The organism is Paenirhizobium cremeum, assembly GCF_047553425.1.
Lineage (GTDB): Bacteria > Pseudomonadota > Alphaproteobacteria > Rhizobiales > Rhizobiaceae > Allorhizobium > Allorhizobium cremeum.
Genome location: NZ_CP180217.1, coordinates 1542699 through 1559558, shown reverse-complemented (window position 1 = coordinate 1559558; position 16860 = coordinate 1542699). Strand labels below are relative to the sequence as shown.

The window sequence follows — 16860 nt, the reverse complement described above, 5'->3', positions numbered from 1 at the left end:
TTAATCGTCGCGAAATATTTCAGACCATTCATCCATGTATTCCTTTCAGGCAACGCAGAACAGCAACATGGCTCCCCCTGCACAGCAGCGCGCCTTCCAGCGCGTCGCGGTGAACCTGCAGGGACGCCTGATGCTTGCCAATTACGAGGAATATGTCTGCAAGGTCATCGACATGTCCCCGGGCGACGTCAACTTCGCCTGCGCCGGCAGACCGCGTGCGAATGAGCGGGTCATTGCCTATATCGATCACCTCGGACGCATCGAAGGCACCGTCACCAAACTGACCGAGGACGGCTTCGTCATGTCCATCGTCGCGACGGGCCGCAAGCGCGAAAAACTTGCCGCCCAGTTGACCTGGATCGCCAACAAGCACGAACTCGGCCTGCCGGAAGACCGCCGCCACGACCGACTGACACCGCGCAACACGGTGGCAGAACTCATGCTGGAGGACGGTCGCCGCTACCCCTGCCGTCTGATGGACCTCTCGCTGTCCGGCGCGGCGATCGACATCGATATTCGCCCGCCGATCGGCACCGCCGTCCAGCTCGGCAACATGCGCGGTCGCATCGTTCGCCATTTCCTCGAAGGCGTCGCCATCGAGTTCCTGTCGCTGCAATCCCGCGAAGCCCTCACCGAATTTCTTTGAACGATTGCGTTCATCGCTAACCGCGCGACGGCGCGTATGCCGTCGGAGCGGACGCATGCCCATCGATATCGGACGCGAAGACGCGACCCCATAAATTCCCTCTTGAAATTTTTCGACACCGGTTTGAAACGCTGAACTCCTGCGCCGTCACGTTTGGCCTTCCCGATCCTGCGCCCGTGCCGCAACCCTGCGAGCCAATCGAGTGCGGCGGGAAAACGAAGACATTGGCCACCCGCCTCAGACAAGAATCGAAAATCGAATATTTCTTTTTATATTTCAATATTTTATCTCACAAACGCTTCTTGACGGGATGGCAGCGCGCCCCTGTAAAAGGTAAAATTCGACGAGATTTTTACTAAAATACTCATCGAGTTTTATTTTGATTTTATACTTGTTTTATTCTCATTGTAGGCAAGTTTAAATCTATTCATCCTCGTATTTTACTTCGACATTTTGCGAGAGATCAAAATATACGTGTCATGTTGGCTCCATCACAGGGAGACAACCAATGACAAAAAAGAAAACTCTGGGGATTGGACTCTTGACCGCAGCGCTGCTCGGAGCGCTTGTTGCGCCCGCAGCCGCAGTACCTGCCAGCATGAAGATCGTCGGGAAAGCGAACCCGCCGATCGGCCATTACGAATTCTGCAAGTCTTATGCGAACGAGTGCCGCTCCGTCGACGGCGATGCCGGCCCTGCCCTGCTGACCGAAGACAGGTGGAAAGTCCTGCTCGACGTAAACTATACCGTCAACAGTTCGATCACGCCGATGACGGACCAGGAGATCTACGGCGTTGAGGAGCGCTGGAGCTATCCCCGCACCGTCGGCGATTGCGAGGATTTCGTACTCCTCAAGCGCAAGCTTCTGATGGAGAAGGGGTTCTCGCCATCGGACCTGCTGATTACCGTAGTATTGCAGCCGAATGGCGAAGGTCACGCAGTTCTCACGGTGCGCACCGACCACGGTGACTTCATTCTCGACAACATGCGCAACAAGGTGCTGCTGTGGTCGGACACGGAGTATACCTACCTCAAGCGGCAATCCACAGATGATCCTGGCCGCTGGGTCAAACTCCAGGATGGTCGCGCTCCTGCGGTCGGCAGCGTCGGAACCAACTGATCCCCGCCACCTGGAAACGCCTCGACAAAGCTACTGGCCCGGTCTGTCCCCCGCATACCCCGTCCCCGACCGGAGCCAACGAGCCGGTCCCGTTCATTCGGGACCGGCTCACTTTCTTCGGGAAAGGCCTGGCGTTCCCGCAGCGGGAACATCGCATCTTTACGCCAGATTAACCATCTTCTCCGACCTTTGAAGCTCCGAAGTACCGACGGATTCCGAAATTGCCCTCCGGGAGCCGGAGGCGACAGGACGGGAACGCTGCCGGCAGCGAACGAGGGGTGGGCATGGCGGATATGACTGACGATGCGCATGGCCATGGCCCGCTTATCTCGAATCGCTTTTTGCTGATTGCGACGTCAGTGATCGCGCTGCTTGCCGCGCTCTCGTTGGCGATTCACGTTTTTGGCCGAACTCTCGGCGAGGAAATCGCGCTGGCCGGACATAGCGATAGCACATCCAGACTTTCGATCGGCATCGGCCAGGATGAATTGCAGATCGAGGCCAACACCATCCGTTTTGCCGAGCAACGCCGGGAGGGCGAGAGCGAACGCCTCGACCTCCATCTGCTGTGGCCCGAAATGACTGGCTACAGCCGGGAGCTCAGGCGTCGTTTTGACGACATCAACAGCAGTAACACACTGTTATTCCTGCAACTGTCGCAAAGCACCATGTCACGGGACATGTCGGGCCGGATCGAACCGATCTACAGCCTTCTGTTCGAAGGCCCGGCCCAGCAAGGCCCCGCCGGTCTCACGCTCCACAGGTTCCGCCACGGCACGGGCTACGACAACGAGGTTCTGTTGACCGCCAACCTTCCCGACGGGGCAGGCTATGCGGTCCGTTGCATGCTTCCGAGCGAACCCGCGCTTGCAACCAGCGGCGACTGCCAGCGCGACATTCACGTGGGCAGGGATCTAACGGTTCTCTATCGGTTTTCCAGCCTCATGCTTCGGGACTGGCAAGCGATGGACACCGCCATTCGCCAGTTTGTCGAGGCGCGGCTCGGAAACCCGACGATACATCCCCTCCCATAAAATGCGACCGGATTCGGCAACCAATGATTCATTATAAACCTCTTGGTAAGGCTGGGGCCGTAGACTTCCCGAAATTGGGCACGTGGGGGCGAGCCCGGATCCGAAATGATCAGCATGTGAAGAGTTCTTGCGGTGCAGAATAGAATGGGAAGTCTCAACCTCGCGCAAAAGATGCAGAAGCTGGCGGCGGCGGCTCTGATTTTCGCGGCGGCAGTTGGTGTAAATGTCGAGCCGGCGAACGCCGCGCCCAAATATGCCGGCATCGTTGTCGACGCCAATACCGGGAAGGTGCTCTACAGCGAAGATGCCGACAGCCTTCGGTATCCGGCTTCCCTCACCAAGATGATGACGCTTTACCTGACGTTCGAAGCCCTCGAGGCGGGACGCATCAGCCTCAATAGCAAGGTGCCGGTATCGGCCAATGCCGCGGCAGAGCCTCCTTCCAAACTCGGCGTCGGCGCTGGCCGTTCGGTCACCGTCGAGCAGGCCATCCTCGCTCTCGTAACCCGTTCGGCCAACGACATGGCCACGGCGCTTGGTGAATATCTCGGCGGGTCGGAAAGCCGTTTTGCCCAGATGATGACCGCCAAGGCCCGCAGCCTCGGCATGACCAAGACCACTTACCGCAATGCCAACGGCCTGCCGAATACGGCGCAGATGACGACCGCTCGCGATCAGGCTCGCCTGGGTATCGCGCTTCGTCAGCACTTTCCGCAGTATTACGGATATTTTTCCACCCGCAGCTTCAAATTCGGCAAGCAGACGATCGGTAATCACAATCGGCTGCTCGGTGTCGTTCGCGGCGTGGACGGTATCAAGACCGGCTACACACGCGCTGCCGGCTACAATCTCGTAACCTCCGCCCAGGCGGATGGACGTTCCATCGTCGGGGTCGTGATGGGGTCGTCCTCAGGAGCCAAGCGCAACGAAACGATGAAACAACTCGTTCTTCGCTACATGCCGAAAGCGTCTCGTTCGGGTGGCGGCGACCTGATTGCCAAGGTCAACACGTCCGTTGCGCCGTCCAGCGCCCTCGCAGCCGTCGAAGAGCCCGCCGTCATCGCCAATGCACCACGCCTTCCCTCGGAAGGCCCGCTTCCTGACGCCCGCTACAAGAACGGGGCGGTCGCCTCGGCCTATGCCGCCCCGGCAAACGATAACGGCGCTGCCGCCGCGTTGAAGGCCGCCACCGGCGCTCCCGAGCGACCGCTTTCCGCCAGCGTTCCCGTGCCGCAGCCCGCGCCGGCCTATATGCCGGATGTGCAGGCCTCGGCGGCTCCGCAAACGCCCGTGGAAGAAGAATCCGTCGCACAGGCCGCCGCCAAGCCGGTAGCCGTCGATCAGACCACAACGGCTTCCACCCAGCCTTCGTCCGGTTGGGTCATCCAGATCGGCACTTCGCCGGATCGGGAACAGGCCATGTCACTCCTGCGCAAGGCGCAGGATAAAGGCGGCAAGGTATTGCGTTCCGCCACCCCTTTCACCGTCGCCTACAATAGCGGTTCGGAACAGCTTTACCGTGCCCGCTTCGGTGGCTTCGACGACCAGAAGACAGCTGTCAACGCATGCAAGAGCTTGAAAAAGGTGGGTATCGGCTGCTGGGCTGCAATGCAGTAACGGTCGGTTTCCAGCCTCGATTTTTATCGCGTACGAGGTAACGAACATGGCATCGAACGAAAATCACTTCGAATTCGCGGCGGGCCAGGACAATGAAAGCCGCGGTGGGCATTACAGCCTGCATCCTCTGCACGAAGCGGCATTCCGGCTGGCGGATATCGGACTCAGCCGGAAACGCTCCAGAACCAAGGATCTGATCGGCCTGCTGCTCTGCCACGGCGCGCGCGCCTGGCGCTATTCGCAGCCGGAAGCCAATATCCACCTGCATGTTTCTTCGCAAGCGGGACGCTTCCCCGTTCTCCTGCGCCTGCGCTGAAGACAATCGGCAGACGGGTCGGATTTCATGCCTCTTTATTCGCTCGGAAACCTCTCCCCGAAGACACCTGCGGAGGGCCGTTTCTGGATCGCTCCCGACGCCCAGGTGATCGGGCAGGTCGATCTCGGCGAGGATGTCGGCATCTGGTTCGGCGCCGTACTGAGAGGCGATAACGAACCGATCGTCGTCGGTGAGCGCACGAATATCCAGGAAGGCGTGATGATCCATACGGACCCGCGCTTTCCCGTGACGATCGGCAAGGGCTGCACGATCGGACACCACGCCATCATCCATGGCTGCACGATCGGCGACAACTCCCTGATCGGCATGGGTGCTACCGTTTTGAACGGCGCAAAGATCGGCAATAACTGTCTCGTCGGTGCCAACGCGCTGATTACCGAGAACAAGGAGTTCCCCGACAACTCGCTGATCGTCGGCTCGCCCGCGCGGGTCGTCAGAACGCTGGATGACGCCTCGGCAGCAAGGCTTGCGCTTTCGGCCGAAAACTATGTCCGCAACTGGCAGCGCTTCGCCCGCGACCTCAAGCCAATCTAATGTCGGCTGAAAGCCCGGGGATCAGGCGCATTCGCTGCACAGCCCGCGGATTTCAATTGTCGTCTTTTCAGCTTTGAAGCGCTGGCCCTTGGCCCAGTCGGCCAAGCGATGATCGATGGCGTGGTCGTGGAATTCACTCACCTGTCCGCATTTGTTGCAGATGGCGAAGGCGACCGTTCCGTGATGGCAGCAATCCTGCTGCGGATGGGCGCAGACGACGAAGGAATTTATGCTCTCCAGGCGGTGCACCAGACCGAGTTCGACAAGCTTGTCGAGGGCACGGTAGACCTGCAGCGGGGCCCGGAAGCCATGGTCGCGGAGGCGGTCGAGAATTCCATAGGCTGACAGCGGTCCAACCGATTCCGTCAGCGCGTCGAAAACGAGCGATTGGTTCTTCGTCAGTTGTGGCGTTGTCATGGTTCCGATCCCTACCTGTTTGCCTCTGCGCCCTCCCGGCCGGGCCGGGGCAGAAGACTCAAGAGAAAGAGTACAAGAGCCGCCACGACGATCGAAGGACCGGAGGGCGTATCATAGGTCAACGACCCGAAGAGGCCGAAGACGACGGCAACAGCTCCGATCAAAGAGGCGAAGACCGCCATGGCCTCCGGCGTGATCGCGAAGCGACGCGCGGTAGCGGCCGGAATAATCAACAGCGACGTAATCAGCATGATGCCGACGATCTTCATCGCAATGGCGATCACCAGCGCCATCAGCAGCATGAAGGCGAGGCGCGCCCGTTCGGGCTGCAGTCCCTCGGCTTCGGCCAGCTCAGCATTGACAGTGGCGGCGAGCAACGGACGCCAGAGCCAGGCGATCATGGCCAGAACCAGCAAACCGCCGACCCAGACGACCACGATATCCGTCAGGTTAACCGCGAGAATATCTCCAAACAGGAAGGCCACCAGATCGATCCGCACCCAAGTCATGAAGGCTACCATCACGAGGCCGATCGCCAATGTGGCATGGCTTAGGATTCCGAGAAGGGCATCGGCGGAAAGAGCCTGCCGGCGCTGCAGGAGCAGGAGCAGAAGCGACACCATCGACGCGACAACGAAGACGCTCACCATAAGATTGAGCGACAACAGCAGGGAAAGAGCAACGCCGAGAAGCGCCGAATGGGCCATGGTGTCGCCGAAATAGGCCATCCGGCGCCAGATGACGAAGCAGCCGAGCGGGCCGGTGGTCAGAGCGAGCCCGATGCCCGCCAGCAGGGCACGGACGAAGAAATCATCGAACATGCTTGCTCTCCCTGTCCTTGTCCGCTGCCGTCAAAAGAGCTCCGTGGCCTGCCGCCTCGTGACGGCTCTCGTCATGCGCGTGGGTGTGGGCGTGGTCCTCATGGCGATGTTCATGGTGGCCATGGTCATGATGATGGTGATCCTCGTCATGATGGTGATGGTGGCCGTCGCCGGGGTGGCAATGTTCGGTGACCGTGCCGTCGCTGTGCAGTACACGACCGTCCGGTAGATGGGTATGATCGTGATCGTGGCTGTAAACCGCGAGCGTGCGGCCGGCATTGGCGCCGAAGAGTCGCATGTATTCCGGGCTCTGGCTGACGGCTGCCGGCGTTCCGCGACAGCAGACATGACCGTTGAGGCAGATGACGGTATCGGTTTCGGCCATGACGACGTGGAGGTCATGAGAAATCAGCAGAATGCCGCAGCCGGTCGAATTGCGGATCGAGGTGATGAGATCGTAAAGAGCAATTTCGCCGGAGAAGTCCACACCCTGCACAGGTTCGTCCAGCACCAGCAGGTTTGGCTTGCGGGCGATGGCGCGGGCAAGCAAGGCACGCTGGAATTCACCGCCCGATAGATGCTGCACCTCCGCCGAGGCCAGATGGGCAATGCCCACCGCCTCGAGAGCCGCCGATATCTCAGTCTCCGACAGGGGGCCGGTGAGGCTCATCAGACGCCTGACGGTGAGCGGCATGGTCCAGTCGACAGCCAGCTTCTGCGGTACATAACCGACGCGAAGGCCGGGTTTCCTTTCCACCCTGCCCTCGTCCGGCTTCAAAACACCGATCGCCATCTTGGCGCTGGTGGACTTTCCCGAGCCGTTCGGTCCGATCAGCGTAACGATCTCTCCACGCCGCACGGAAAATTCGACCCCGCGCACGAGCCAGCGTCCGTTTCTCCTTATGCCGGCATCCTGGAGCAGGACGAGCGGCTGATCGTTCTCTGTTTCTGGCTGGGACATCGTGACCCCGAAAATTTGTTGTTGCGCGATGCTATGCCACACGTTATAGCGTTACGCAATGAATGTAATAATATTACATTACGCATTCAAGATGGAGACACCCCCATGCTCAAGTCCCGCGTCGGTCTTTTTACCACCACGGCCGCTCTGCTTTTCCTGCCTACGATCGCCTTTGCCGCGCCGCCGGAAGTCGTCGTTTCGATCAAGCCGATCCACTCGCTGGTGGCGGCCATCATGAAAGGCGTGGCAGAGCCGAGCCTGATCGTCGAGGGCGCAGCATCCCCCCATACCTATAACATGAAGCCCTCCAATGCCCGCGCACTGGAACATGCCGATGTCGTCTTCTGGGTCGGCCCCGGGCTTGAGGCCTTTCTTGAAAAGCCGCTCGATGCGTTGGCCGGCAAGGCAAAGGTCGTCGAACTCGAGGATGCCCCCGGCATCACCAAGCTTCCCTTCCGGGAAGGTGGCGCGTTCGAAGCTCACGATCATGGCGAACACGAACACGACGAGCATGCCGAGGGCGAGCACCACGACGATCACGGAGCAGAAGCCGAAAACGCCGATGAACATCATCATGACGAGCATGGCGGCACCGACATGCATCTCTGGCTCGATCCCATGAATGCCAAGGCGATGGCCGGCGCGATAGAAGCCACGCTGATCGAGGCCGATCCGGCCAATGCCGCCCGCTACAAGGCGAATGCCGAGGCGCTGGATGACGAACTCACCGCGCTGGACAAGGAAATCGCGGAAACCGTCGGTCCGGTTGTCGACAGGCCCTTCATCGTCTTTCACGACGCCTATCAGTATTTCGAGCACCGCTACCATGTACGGGTCGCTGGCTCGATTACCGTCAGCCCGGAAACGATGCCCGGGGCAGAGCGCGTCTCCCAGATTCATGCCAAGGTCAAGGAACTCGGCGCTGTCTGCGTCTTCGCCGAACCCCAGTTCGAACCGAAGCTGATTAAGGTCGTCACCGAGGGAACCGACGCAAAGAGCGGTACGCTGGACCCCGAGGGCGGAGCTATCCAGGAAGGCCCCGAACTTTACCCGACGCTGCTGCGCGGCATGGCAAAGTCTCTGGCAGACTGCCTTTCCCAGTAGAACGCGGCCCCACGGAAGGCGGACGCTGGTCCGCCTTTTTTAGGACCTCACATGTAATAACATTACATAATGGAGTTTGTCACATGGACAAATTGCCCGTCACGGTTCTCTCCGGCTTCCTTGGAGCGGGCAAGACGACCGTGCTCAACCACGTTCTTTCCAACCGAAGCGGGCTTCGCGTCGCGGTGATCGTCAACGACATGAGCGAGGTGAACATCGACGCGGCACTGGTGCGTGACGGAGATGCAGCACTTTCCCGGACGGAAGAACAACTGGTCGAGATGACCAATGGCTGCATCTGTTGCACGCTGCGCGATGACCTGTTGCGCGAGGTGCGGGATCTCGCGATGCAGGGCCGCTTCGATTACCTGCTGATCGAAGCGACCGGCATCGCGGAGCCGCTTCCGATCGCCACCACCTTCGATTTCCGTGATGACGACGGGCGGAGCCTGTCCGATATAGCAAGGCTCGACACCATGGTGACGGTTGTCGACGCAGCAAACCTGCTGAACGACTATTCTTCCTCCGATTTTCTTGCGGATCGCGGTGAAACCGCGGGCACCGGCGACAATCGCGCCCTTGTCGACCTGCTGGTCGAACAGATCGAATTCGCCGACGTCATCGTGCTCAACAAGATCGGCACCGCGACGCCGGAACAGCGCGACGCCGCGCTCAAGATCGTTGCCGGCCTCAACCCGGATGCCAGGGTGATCGAAACCGATTTCGGCGCAGTCGCACCGCGCGACATCCTCGGAACCGGCCTCTTCGACATCGACAAGGCGGAGACCCATCCTCTCTGGTTCAAGGAACTGAACGGGTTCAAGGAGCATGTGCCGGAAACGGAGGAATACGGCATCCGCTCCTTCGTCTACAAGGCGCGCCAGCCACTCGATCCGGTGAAATTTCAGGCGTTCATCGACCGGGCCTGGCCGGGCGTCATCCGCGCCAAGGGTTTCTTCTGGCTGGCTACGAGACCGCATCATGTCGGCGCGATCAGCCAGGCCGGCGCCCTGGTCCGGACCGGTCGCATGGGTCTGTGGTGGGCTTCGGTGCCGCGCGAACGCTGGCCTGATGATCCGGGCTTCAAGCGTGCCATGACGCCCTATCTCGATCCGGAATGGGGCGACCGCCGACAGGAGATCGTGTTCATCGGCGCAGACCCCATGGACGAACACCGGATACGGGCGGAACTCGATGCCTGCCTCGTACCGGCCAAGGGTTTTACACCGGCGGCTTGGAGCAAGCTGCCGGACCCGTTTGCGTCCTGGACACAATAACCACCTATCCGCAGATTCCGGACCGGCGGTGCGCATGTCTCCGGTCCGGAGGGGCCTGCCGGTCTGCAGACGTCAGCCGCCGGCAGGTCCTCAATCGGTTCGCACGGAGATATCTCAGGCGTTTCCGGGAAGAACACCCTTGTCACGCAAGAGATCGAGGACGATCCGCGCGCCCTCGTCACCAGCCGGTCGCTCCGTCGTCAGCCGTTGCCAGACGAGATCGAAACCCGCCAGCATTGCGCGGCGCTCCAGCGTATCGGCGGCAAGCCTTTCCGCCATGCGCAGAAGGTTACCGGGTCGCACGTAGTCGTTCAGATATTCCGACACGATCGGATAGTCGGCGATCAGGTTGGGAAGCGCTCCCGTCCAGATCTTGATGCGATGGCTGATGAGCTTCATCAGCCAATCGGTCTTATAGGTGGACACCATGGGCACCGTCGCAAGCGCCAGTTCCAGGATCACGGTGCCGGATGCGGCAATTGCCGCATCCGCCTCAGCGAAGGCCTGCCATTTCGCGTCCTCGCCGGTCAGAATCTCGGGCCTCAGATCCCAGTCAGCAATCATCTGGCGCACACGCGCCTCCTGACGCGAGACGGTCGGCAAGAGAAACCGCGTGGGGCCGTTCCTTTCGGTGAATTCGACCATCGCCTGCCCGTAGATCGGCAGGAGCGCAGATATTTCAGCCCCGCGCGAACCGGGAAGCAGCAGGATCGTCTTCTGTTCGTCGGCCCGCTTCGGCAGCTTTCCCGCACGTGCAGCCCGAGTCTCAAGCAGCCTTGCATTGGTCGTCAAACGATGGCCCACGAAATGGGTGGCAGGACCGCCGAGACGCCGCATCACCTCCGGCTCAAAAGGCAGAACGGCCAGAACCGCATCGACATAATCGAGCATGGCCTTGGCGCGATATTCCTTCCATGCCCATACGCTTGGGCAGACATAATCCACGACCGGAAGGTCCGGCAGAGCTTGCCTTACCTTCTTCGCCACGCGATGGGTGAAGTCGGGACTGTCCACGATCAGCAGCAGGTCGGGGCGGGCTTCGATGATGGCCCTCGCCGTCCGACGGATCAGCGAGAGAAATCGCGGCAGGCGCGCGAGCACCTGGGAAATCCCCATCACCGATAGCTCGGAGAAATCGAAGAGAGAGTGCAAGCCCTCGCGTTCCAGCGCCTCGCCACCGACGCCGATGAGTTCGACCCGCCCACCGTAACGCAGCTTCAGGGCGGCGATCAGGTCTGCCCCCAGAAGATCCCCGGACACTTCGCCGGCAATGACGGCAATCTTCAGCGGACGGTCGTTCACATCACGCCTCCCGGCAAGCCGCGATCAATGCCGATGACAAAAAGACCCGCCTCGTTGGCGGCCGCGATCGTCGCCTCGCGCTCGATCACCAGCGCGCGTCCGGCTTCGACGGCGATGCCGGCAAGACCCGCTCGCCTTGCATTCTCCACGGTCGAGCGGCCAATAGACGGCAGGTCGGCGCGAAGATCCTGCTGCGGCTTGCACAGCTTGACCAGCACACCTTTCCGACGTTGGGAAATCCGCCCTTCGCCCCTGAGCCGCGCAACGCGTCCGAGCATGGCATCGGTTCCCTCGACGCCTTCAAGCGCCACGATACGTCCACCGACGGTGACGGCGCCCTGTCCGACGTCGAGCCGTCCGAGCGCTTCGGCTGCCTCGGCGCCCCTGGCAATGTCACGCAGATCGTCTTCGGTCGGCGCTACCGCTCCCAGCGGACCGGTGGATGCAAGAAGATCGGGCGCTATGTCCTGAACGCCGATGACATGGCATCCCTGGGCCTCGATCAGCGAAATCACCATCTTGAGCACTGCGTCATCGCCGCCCGCAAGCAGCGTTTTCAACGCCATGGGCAACTTCATCAGCGCCTTCAGGTTGACGTGAATTTCACGAAAGCCCGGCCGACGCTTGACGCCGCCGGACAGCACGACACGGCCGATCCCATGACGACGGAAAAGTGCGGAAAGGCCGGCGACATCGCCCACGCCCACAACGGCGTTCTCGAAACCCTGCCACTGCTGATCGGCCTCATCCTTCAGGCGCAGAATGAAGGGGTCCTCACCGGACCGTCGCGCCGCCTCGGCGACGTAGAGCGGCAAAAGACCGCTTCCGGCGACAATCGCCAGACGACCCGTCGCTGCCTTGTCCGGCGCCATGGATCAACTCTTGCCGCGATACGGTGAAGAAAGCGCCCTGTCGCTTTCGGCGGCAATGAAATCCAGGATTTCGATGACCTGCGGGCAATCGAGGTATTCCCCGCGAATGGCCTCCGCATTGGTGCGCGCCGAGCCCTCGCCTTCGAAGATCTGCTTGAAGGCGCGGCGAACCTGATGAATCACCGACCGTTCGATGCCGGCGCGTGTCATGCCGACGACGTTCAGGCCGCCGAGGACACCCGGATTTCCGTTCAGCATGCCGTACGGAATGACGTCGTAGCTCACCGCGGACAGACCACCGATGAATGCCTGTCTGCCGATGCGGGTGAACTGGTGCACCGCCGAGCCGCCGCCGAGGATCACGCGATCCTCAACCTTCACATGGCCCGCAAGCATCACGTTGTTCGACAGGATGATATTGTCGCCGAGCTGGCAATCATGCGCCACGTGGGAATTGGCGAGGAACAGGTTGTTGTTGCCGACCACCGTCTTGCCGCCGCCTTCGACGGTGCCGGTGTTCATCGTCACGCCTTCCCGCATCGTGCAATTGTCACCGATCGTCAGCGTGGTTTCCTCGCCGGCGTGATGGATGCTCTGCGGTTCTCCGCCGATCACCGCACAGGGGAAAATCCTCGCATTGCGGCCGATGGTCGTCAGGCCTGTCACCGAAGCATGCGAAATCAGTTCGCAGCCATCGCCGAGCTTCACCTTCGCGCCGACATGACAGAAAGGGCCGATCCGGACGTTCTCCCCGATCACCGCTCCCTCTTCGACGACTGCAAGGGGATGAATGCTGGCGCTTGCGGCGATCATGCTCATTTGTCATCCTTGCGCATAATCATCGCACCGATATCGGCCTCGGCCACCAACGCGCCATCCACCTTGGCGTCGCAGTGGAACTTCCAGATGTTGCCGCGCTGCTTCTGCTTCACGACATGGTACTCCACGCGATCACCCGGCACCACAGGCTTGCGGAAGCGGGCGTTGTCGATCGTCATGAAGTAGACGAGGTTTCCACCCTGCCCTTCCTTGCGCGCGCAGATCGCGCCGGCCGTCTGGGCCATGCCTTCGATCAGCAGAACACCCGGCATGATCGGCGCTTCCGGAAAATGGCCGGTGAAATGCGGCTCGTTGGCCGTCACGTTCTTGATGCCGATCGCGGAATTATCGCCGTCAATCTCGATGATCTTGTCCACCAACAGGAACGGATAGCGGTGGGGCAGGAATTTCATGATCTGGAGGACATCGGCCGAACCCAGTTCCGTCTTCACGCCTTCAGTCATTCTTGCCCTCCTTTTCCTTGTTGCGGCTATCCGTGCGGCTGAGCATTTCGGCGACTTCGCGAAGATAATCCTTCATGGGGCGTGCCGGCACCCCGCCGTAACGTTCACCCGGCGGCACATCCGAAAGAACGCCGCTCATCGCGGCAATCTGGGCACCGTCGCCAATAGTGATGTGGCCATTGACCCCGCAGGCCCCGCCAAGCATCACGCCATCGCCGATGCGCGTGCTGCCGGCGATGCCCACCTGGCTAACGATGCCGCAATGGCGGCCGATGCGGACATTGTGCCCGATCTGCACCAGGTTATCGATCTTGGTTCCCTCACCGATCACGGTGTCATCCATGGTGCCGCGGTCAATCGTCGTATTGGCACCGATCTCGACATGATCCTGAATGATGACCCGGCCAACCTGCACGATCTTTATCATGCCGCGCGGTCCGGGCGCATATCCGAAGCCATCCTGCCCGATACGGGCGCCGTTATGGATGATGACATTGTTGCCGATCAGAGCGGTCTGTACGGTCGCGCCCGACGCAATGGTGCAATTGCGGCCGATACGGACGCCACGCCCGATCACAGCACCTGCGCCGATATGGCTGCCGCTGCCGATTTCGACATCCGCACCGATGACCGCCATAGGCTCGATCCGCACGTCTGCTTCCAGCCTTGCCGAAGGGTCGACGAAAGCCGCCGGCGAAATCGCCTCTGCCTGATCAACAGTGGCCACCGGCCGAAGACCCGACGGATAAAGCAGGCCGCCCGCCATGGCGAAAGCCATAGCCGGAGCCGAACTCAGAAGTACCGGGATATGGTCAGGAATAAGGGACCGTAGCGCCTTGTCGCAGATGATCGCGGAAGCCTCGCAGGTCTTCAGCTCTTCCTTGCTGCGACGAGACAGGATGTAACAGATGTCACCCGCACGCGCACGGTTAACGGGCGCGACCGACCGGATCACCCGATCGCCCGCACCCTGGTCCAACAGTTCCGCCCCCACATGAGCGGCGATCGACGCAAGCGTGATCCCCTCATGGGGCGGAAAGAAGTGATTATGCTCCATCAGCCAAAGCCCCAGAACGTTATGCTGTCAGCAGCCCCTGGGCTACGGACCTTAGAACTGGTTCGCCATGCTGAAGCGGAAGTTCTGGACCTCGTCGTAGTCTTCCTTGGCGACCGGAACCGCATAATCGAAGCGCAGCGGCCCGAAGGGCGACAGCCAGACAATGCCGGCACCAACCGAGGCGCGCAGAGACATATCGGTCCCGACGACCGTCGAGCTTCCGGTATCGACATCATTGCCGTAAAGCGTACCGGCGTCAGCGAAGACCGCGCCGCGCAGGTTGAGATCCTGCGGAACGAACGGCATCGGGAAGCTGGCCTCAGCCGAAGCGGTGAAGTAGGTCGTACCGCCGAGCGCATCGTCACCCGCACGGGCACCGATGCCCTGGGTATCGAAACCGCGCAGTTCCTTGCCGCCGATCTGGAACTGATCGAAGACATTGAGCTTCCCGTCGGTCGCGACAACATGGCCGGCGCTGGCCGAAACCGAGCCGATGATGTCGAATTCGTCCGACAACGGATGGAAGTAACGGATCTTGCCGTAGACCTTGTAGTAGTCCGAATCCCCACCCAGGCCCGCATATTCATGCGTAAAGCTGGCGTAGATGCCTTCGCGCGGCATCGTGCGGTCGTCAAGCGTGTTGTAAACGATCGAATGACCGATGATCGACTGATGCCACGGGCTTTCCTCGATCAGATCGAGATAAGGATCAGAAAGCGTATCGTCACCGCCGCCACGGACGCCGTCCGCACCGTATGCGCCATCTTCGTTATACTTGATTTCCTTGTAGGTATAACGAACGGTCGTGGCGAGATCTTCGGTGATCGGCGCCGTGACGCGGAAGGTTACACCCTGCTCCTCGTATTCGTAATCCGAGTTGCTGCTCGTCTGGCTCTTGAACAGGTCGAAACCGGCAGCCAAGCGATAGCCGAGGAAATACGGTTCGGTGAAGGAGAAGTTATAGGTACGGCTGTCTTCGAAACCGCCACCGACGGCGAGACGAATGAACTGGCCGCGACCCAGGAAGTTCTTCTCTTCAACCGAGGCTTCGAGCACCAGACCATCGCCACCGACCGAATAGCCGGCACCGATACCGAACGAGCCGGTCGGCTGATCCTCGACATCCACGACGAGTACGACGCGGTCGGGAGCGCTGCCCTGCTGCGTCGAGATATTCACGGTCGTGAAATAACCGAGCGCTTCGAGGCGACGCTTCGCGCGCGTGATGGTTTCCTGGTTGAAGGCATCGCCTTCGGAAATATCGAACTCGCGACGGATGACGTAGTCACGCGTACGGGTATTGCCGCGGATCTCGATGCGTTCGACGTAAGCGCGCTCACCCTGATCGACGAGATAGGTAACGCCGATGGTGTTGTTTCCGAAGTTGCGATCGCCGCGCGGAACCACGCGGGCGAAAGGATAGCCCTTGGCCGCAACGCGCTGGGAAATCGCTTCCATGGACTTCTGAACGTCCTTGGCGCTGTAGGTATTGCCCGCACGGCTTTCGAGAAGCCCCTGCAGTTCGGCGCCATCGACACCTTCAACCGTCGACTCGACCTTGACGTCACCGAACTTGTAGCGCTCGCCTTCGTCTACGGTGATCGTGATGGTGTATTCGTTGCCGGCCTCGTTCAGGGAAACGTCAGAGGAAACGACACGGAAGTCGGCATAGCCGTGGTTGTAGTAGAACTGGCGCAGCGCTTCCTCATCGGCGCGCAGCTTGTCCTCGTTATAGACGTCCTTGCGGGTCAGGAAGGACAGCATGCCGGACTGCTTGGTCTGGATGACCGACTCCAGGCGACCGTCGCCATAGGCGTTGTTGCCGACAAAATTGATCTTGGAGATCTTGGTACGCTCACCCTCGTTGATGACGAAAGCGAGGTTGACACGGCCTTCAGCCACCGGAACCACCTGCGTCGTCACTTCGACGTCGCTGCGGCCGATGCCGGCATAGGCTTCCTTGATGCGCGAGATGTCGGCAGCAACCAGAGCTTCGCTGTAGGGACCCATCGGCTGCGTCTGAACGAAGCCGCGCAGCTTGTCGTCCTTGATCTTGCGGTTGCCGTTGAAAACCACCTGATTGATGAGCTGCGCCTCGGAGACGCTGACGACCAGCGTGCTGCCGGAAACGGAAATGCGAACGTCGGAGAAAAAGCCCGTCGCGTAAAGCTGCTTGACGGATTCGTCGATATCCACATTCGAGAAGCTCTGGCCGGGCTTGATCGAGATATTCGAGCGAACGGCCTCGGGGCTGACACGCTGGGTGCCCTTGACCTCAATACGCTGGATCACGGCAGCCTCGGCTGCAATGGCCGATGCAAGGACAGCTACACCCGCGCCCGAAGAAACAACACCAGCAGACAGCGCGACCGCCGATACTGCGTTCAAAAATCTTGAACCAGCCTTCATGTGTATTTTCAACCTTCTTCCATTGTCCCGCAGCCGTACCCGACTCCGGCCCGTGTGTGGTTTTACCGG

Annotated in this window: 17 protein-coding genes; 8 read left to right on the top strand and 9 right to left on the bottom strand. The window is 60.5% G+C overall.

Going from position 1 to position 16860, the window contains the following annotated elements:
• Positions 1 to 34: 34 nt before the first annotated feature.
• The 6 genes from ACLBKR_RS07895 (at position 35) to ACLBKR_RS07870 (ending at position 5288) form a co-directional block, all read left to right on the top strand.
• On the top strand, positions 35 to 646 hold the full coding sequence (locus tag ACLBKR_RS07895) for a PilZ domain-containing protein (RefSeq protein WP_112830123.1): 612 nt from the start codon (positions 35 to 37) through the stop codon (positions 644 to 646).
• A 508-nt stretch (positions 647 to 1154) separates the two neighbouring features.
• Complete coding sequence (locus ACLBKR_RS07890) at positions 1155 to 1766, top strand: transglutaminase-like cysteine peptidase (RefSeq protein WP_113448426.1); 612 nt, start codon at positions 1155 to 1157, stop codon at positions 1764 to 1766.
• A gap of 284 nt (positions 1767 to 2050) precedes the next feature.
• Positions 2051 to 2800, top strand: coding sequence for a hypothetical protein (locus ACLBKR_RS07885; protein ID WP_113448425.1), 750 nt, complete (start codon positions 2051 to 2053; stop codon positions 2798 to 2800).
• Positions 2801 to 2944: 144 nt separating this feature from the next.
• The gene (locus ACLBKR_RS07880) at positions 2945 to 4417 is read left to right on the top strand and encodes a D-alanyl-D-alanine carboxypeptidase (RefSeq protein ID WP_244710330.1); all 1473 of its coding nucleotides are present in this window, start codon (positions 2945 to 2947) and stop codon (positions 4415 to 4417) included.
• A gap of 46 nt (positions 4418 to 4463) precedes the next feature.
• Positions 4464 to 4733: a hypothetical protein gene (locus ACLBKR_RS07875; RefSeq protein WP_112830127.1), complete on the top strand. Its 270-nt coding sequence runs from the start codon at positions 4464 to 4466 to the stop codon at positions 4731 to 4733.
• A gap of 27 nt (positions 4734 to 4760) precedes the next feature.
• Positions 4761 to 5288: a gamma carbonic anhydrase family protein gene (locus tag ACLBKR_RS07870; RefSeq protein ID WP_414901301.1), complete on the top strand. Its 528-nt coding sequence runs from the start codon at positions 4761 to 4763 to the stop codon at positions 5286 to 5288.
• 21 nt (positions 5289 to 5309) lie between these two features.
• On the opposite strand, the gene ACLBKR_RS07865 is transcribed toward ACLBKR_RS07870, so the two are convergent.
• The 3 genes from ACLBKR_RS07865 to ACLBKR_RS07855 are packed head-to-tail and all read right to left on the bottom strand — an operon-like array spanning position 5310 to position 7487.
• Positions 5310 to 5705, bottom strand: coding sequence for a Fur family transcriptional regulator (locus ACLBKR_RS07865; protein WP_113339551.1), 396 nt, complete (start codon positions 5703 to 5705; stop codon positions 5310 to 5312).
• Positions 5706 to 5716: 11 nt separating this feature from the next.
• The gene (znuB, locus tag ACLBKR_RS07860) at positions 5717 to 6526 is read right to left on the bottom strand and encodes a zinc ABC transporter permease subunit ZnuB (RefSeq protein WP_414901299.1); all 810 of its coding nucleotides are present in this window, start codon (positions 6524 to 6526) and stop codon (positions 5717 to 5719) included.
• Complete coding sequence (locus ACLBKR_RS07855; RefSeq protein ID WP_113442838.1) at positions 6516 to 7487, bottom strand: metal ABC transporter ATP-binding protein; 972 nt, start codon at positions 7485 to 7487, stop codon at positions 6516 to 6518. The genes znuB and ACLBKR_RS07855 overlap by 11 nt, the downstream gene beginning before the upstream one ends.
• A gap of 105 nt (positions 7488 to 7592) precedes the next feature.
• Here ACLBKR_RS07855 and znuA point away from each other — a divergent pair, with 105 nt between their 5' ends.
• Positions 7593 to 8591, top strand: coding sequence for a zinc ABC transporter substrate-binding protein ZnuA (gene znuA / locus ACLBKR_RS07850; RefSeq protein WP_113467278.1), 999 nt, complete (start codon positions 7593 to 7595; stop codon positions 8589 to 8591).
• Between the two features lie 83 nt (positions 8592 to 8674).
• Positions 8675 to 9868: a CobW family GTP-binding protein gene (locus ACLBKR_RS07845; protein WP_112830133.1), complete on the top strand. Its 1194-nt coding sequence runs from the start codon at positions 8675 to 8677 to the stop codon at positions 9866 to 9868.
• Positions 9869 to 9982: 114 nt separating this feature from the next.
• Here ACLBKR_RS07845 and lpxB read toward each other — a convergent pair whose 3' ends face one another.
• From lpxB to bamA, 6 genes are read right to left on the bottom strand one after another with little or no spacing between them, the layout of a single operon-like run.
• Positions 9983 to 11170, bottom strand: coding sequence for a lipid-A-disaccharide synthase (gene lpxB / locus ACLBKR_RS07840; protein ID WP_112830134.1), 1188 nt, complete (start codon positions 11168 to 11170; stop codon positions 9983 to 9985).
• Positions 11167 to 12042: an LpxI family protein gene (locus tag ACLBKR_RS07835; RefSeq protein WP_112830135.1), complete on the bottom strand. Its 876-nt coding sequence runs from the start codon at positions 12040 to 12042 to the stop codon at positions 11167 to 11169. The genes lpxB and ACLBKR_RS07835 overlap by 4 nt, the downstream gene beginning before the upstream one ends.
• A 3-nt stretch (positions 12043 to 12045) precedes the next feature.
• A complete protein-coding gene (lpxA, locus tag ACLBKR_RS07830) occupies positions 12046 to 12861 on the bottom strand; it encodes an acyl-ACP--UDP-N-acetylglucosamine O-acyltransferase (protein WP_162748299.1) in 816 nt (271 codons plus the stop codon).
• Positions 12858 to 13325: a 3-hydroxyacyl-ACP dehydratase FabZ gene (gene fabZ, locus ACLBKR_RS07825; RefSeq protein ID WP_112830136.1), complete on the bottom strand. Its 468-nt coding sequence runs from the start codon at positions 13323 to 13325 to the stop codon at positions 12858 to 12860. The genes lpxA and fabZ overlap by 4 nt, the downstream gene beginning before the upstream one ends.
• Entirely contained in the window at positions 13318 to 14382 is a 1065-nt protein-coding gene (lpxD, locus tag ACLBKR_RS07820; RefSeq protein ID WP_112830137.1) for a UDP-3-O-(3-hydroxymyristoyl)glucosamine N-acyltransferase, read from the bottom strand. The genes fabZ and lpxD overlap by 8 nt, the downstream gene beginning before the upstream one ends.
• A gap of 51 nt (positions 14383 to 14433) precedes the next feature.
• Positions 14434 to 16791 carry an outer membrane protein assembly factor BamA gene (bamA, locus tag ACLBKR_RS07815; protein ID WP_113425750.1) on the bottom strand — a complete coding sequence of 786 codons (2358 nt, stop codon included), beginning with the start codon at positions 16789 to 16791 and terminating at the stop codon, positions 14434 to 14436.
• Positions 16792 to 16860 lie beyond the last annotated feature (69 nt).

What these genes read in the sequence shown, in the direction of transcription:
- ACLBKR_RS07870 (WP_414901301.1), top strand. Translation starts at nt 4,761, where the DNA reads ATGCCTCTTTATTCGCTCGGAAACCTCTCCCCGAAGACACCTGCGGAG.
- lpxA (WP_162748299.1), bottom strand. Translation starts at nt 12,861, where the DNA reads ATGAGCATGATCGCCGCAAGCGCCAGCATTCATCCCCTTGCAGTCGTC.
- ACLBKR_RS07890 (WP_113448426.1), top strand. Translation starts at nt 1,155, where the DNA reads ATGACAAAAAAGAAAACTCTGGGGATTGGACTCTTGACCGCAGCGCTG.
- ACLBKR_RS07875 (WP_112830127.1), top strand. Translation starts at nt 4,464, where the DNA reads ATGGCATCGAACGAAAATCACTTCGAATTCGCGGCGGGCCAGGACAAT.
- lpxD (WP_112830137.1), bottom strand. Translation starts at nt 14,382, where the DNA reads ATGGAGCATAATCACTTCTTTCCGCCCCATGAGGGGATCACGCTTGCG.
- ACLBKR_RS07845 (WP_112830133.1), top strand. Translation starts at nt 8,675, where the DNA reads ATGGACAAATTGCCCGTCACGGTTCTCTCCGGCTTCCTTGGAGCGGGC.
- ACLBKR_RS07895 (WP_112830123.1), top strand. Translation starts at nt 35, where the DNA reads ATGTATTCCTTTCAGGCAACGCAGAACAGCAACATGGCTCCCCCTGCA.
- ACLBKR_RS07885 (WP_113448425.1), top strand. Translation starts at nt 2,051, where the DNA reads ATGGCGGATATGACTGACGATGCGCATGGCCATGGCCCGCTTATCTCG.
- znuA (WP_113467278.1), top strand. Translation starts at nt 7,593, where the DNA reads ATGCTCAAGTCCCGCGTCGGTCTTTTTACCACCACGGCCGCTCTGCTT.
- ACLBKR_RS07855 (WP_113442838.1), bottom strand. Translation starts at nt 7,487, where the DNA reads ATGTCCCAGCCAGAAACAGAGAACGATCAGCCGCTCGTCCTGCTCCAG.
- znuB (WP_414901299.1), bottom strand. Translation starts at nt 6,526, where the DNA reads ATGTTCGATGATTTCTTCGTCCGTGCCCTGCTGGCGGGCATCGGGCTC.
- ACLBKR_RS07835 (WP_112830135.1), bottom strand. Translation starts at nt 12,042, where the DNA reads ATGGCGCCGGACAAGGCAGCGACGGGTCGTCTGGCGATTGTCGCCGGA.
- ACLBKR_RS07865 (WP_113339551.1), bottom strand. Translation starts at nt 5,705, where the DNA reads ATGACAACGCCACAACTGACGAAGAACCAATCGCTCGTTTTCGACGCG.
- ACLBKR_RS07880 (WP_244710330.1), top strand. Translation starts at nt 2,945, where the DNA reads ATGGGAAGTCTCAACCTCGCGCAAAAGATGCAGAAGCTGGCGGCGGCG.
- bamA (WP_113425750.1), bottom strand. Translation starts at nt 16,791, where the DNA reads ATGAAGGCTGGTTCAAGATTTTTGAACGCAGTATCGGCGGTCGCGCTG.
- fabZ (WP_112830136.1), bottom strand. Translation starts at nt 13,325, where the DNA reads ATGACTGAAGGCGTGAAGACGGAACTGGGTTCGGCCGATGTCCTCCAG.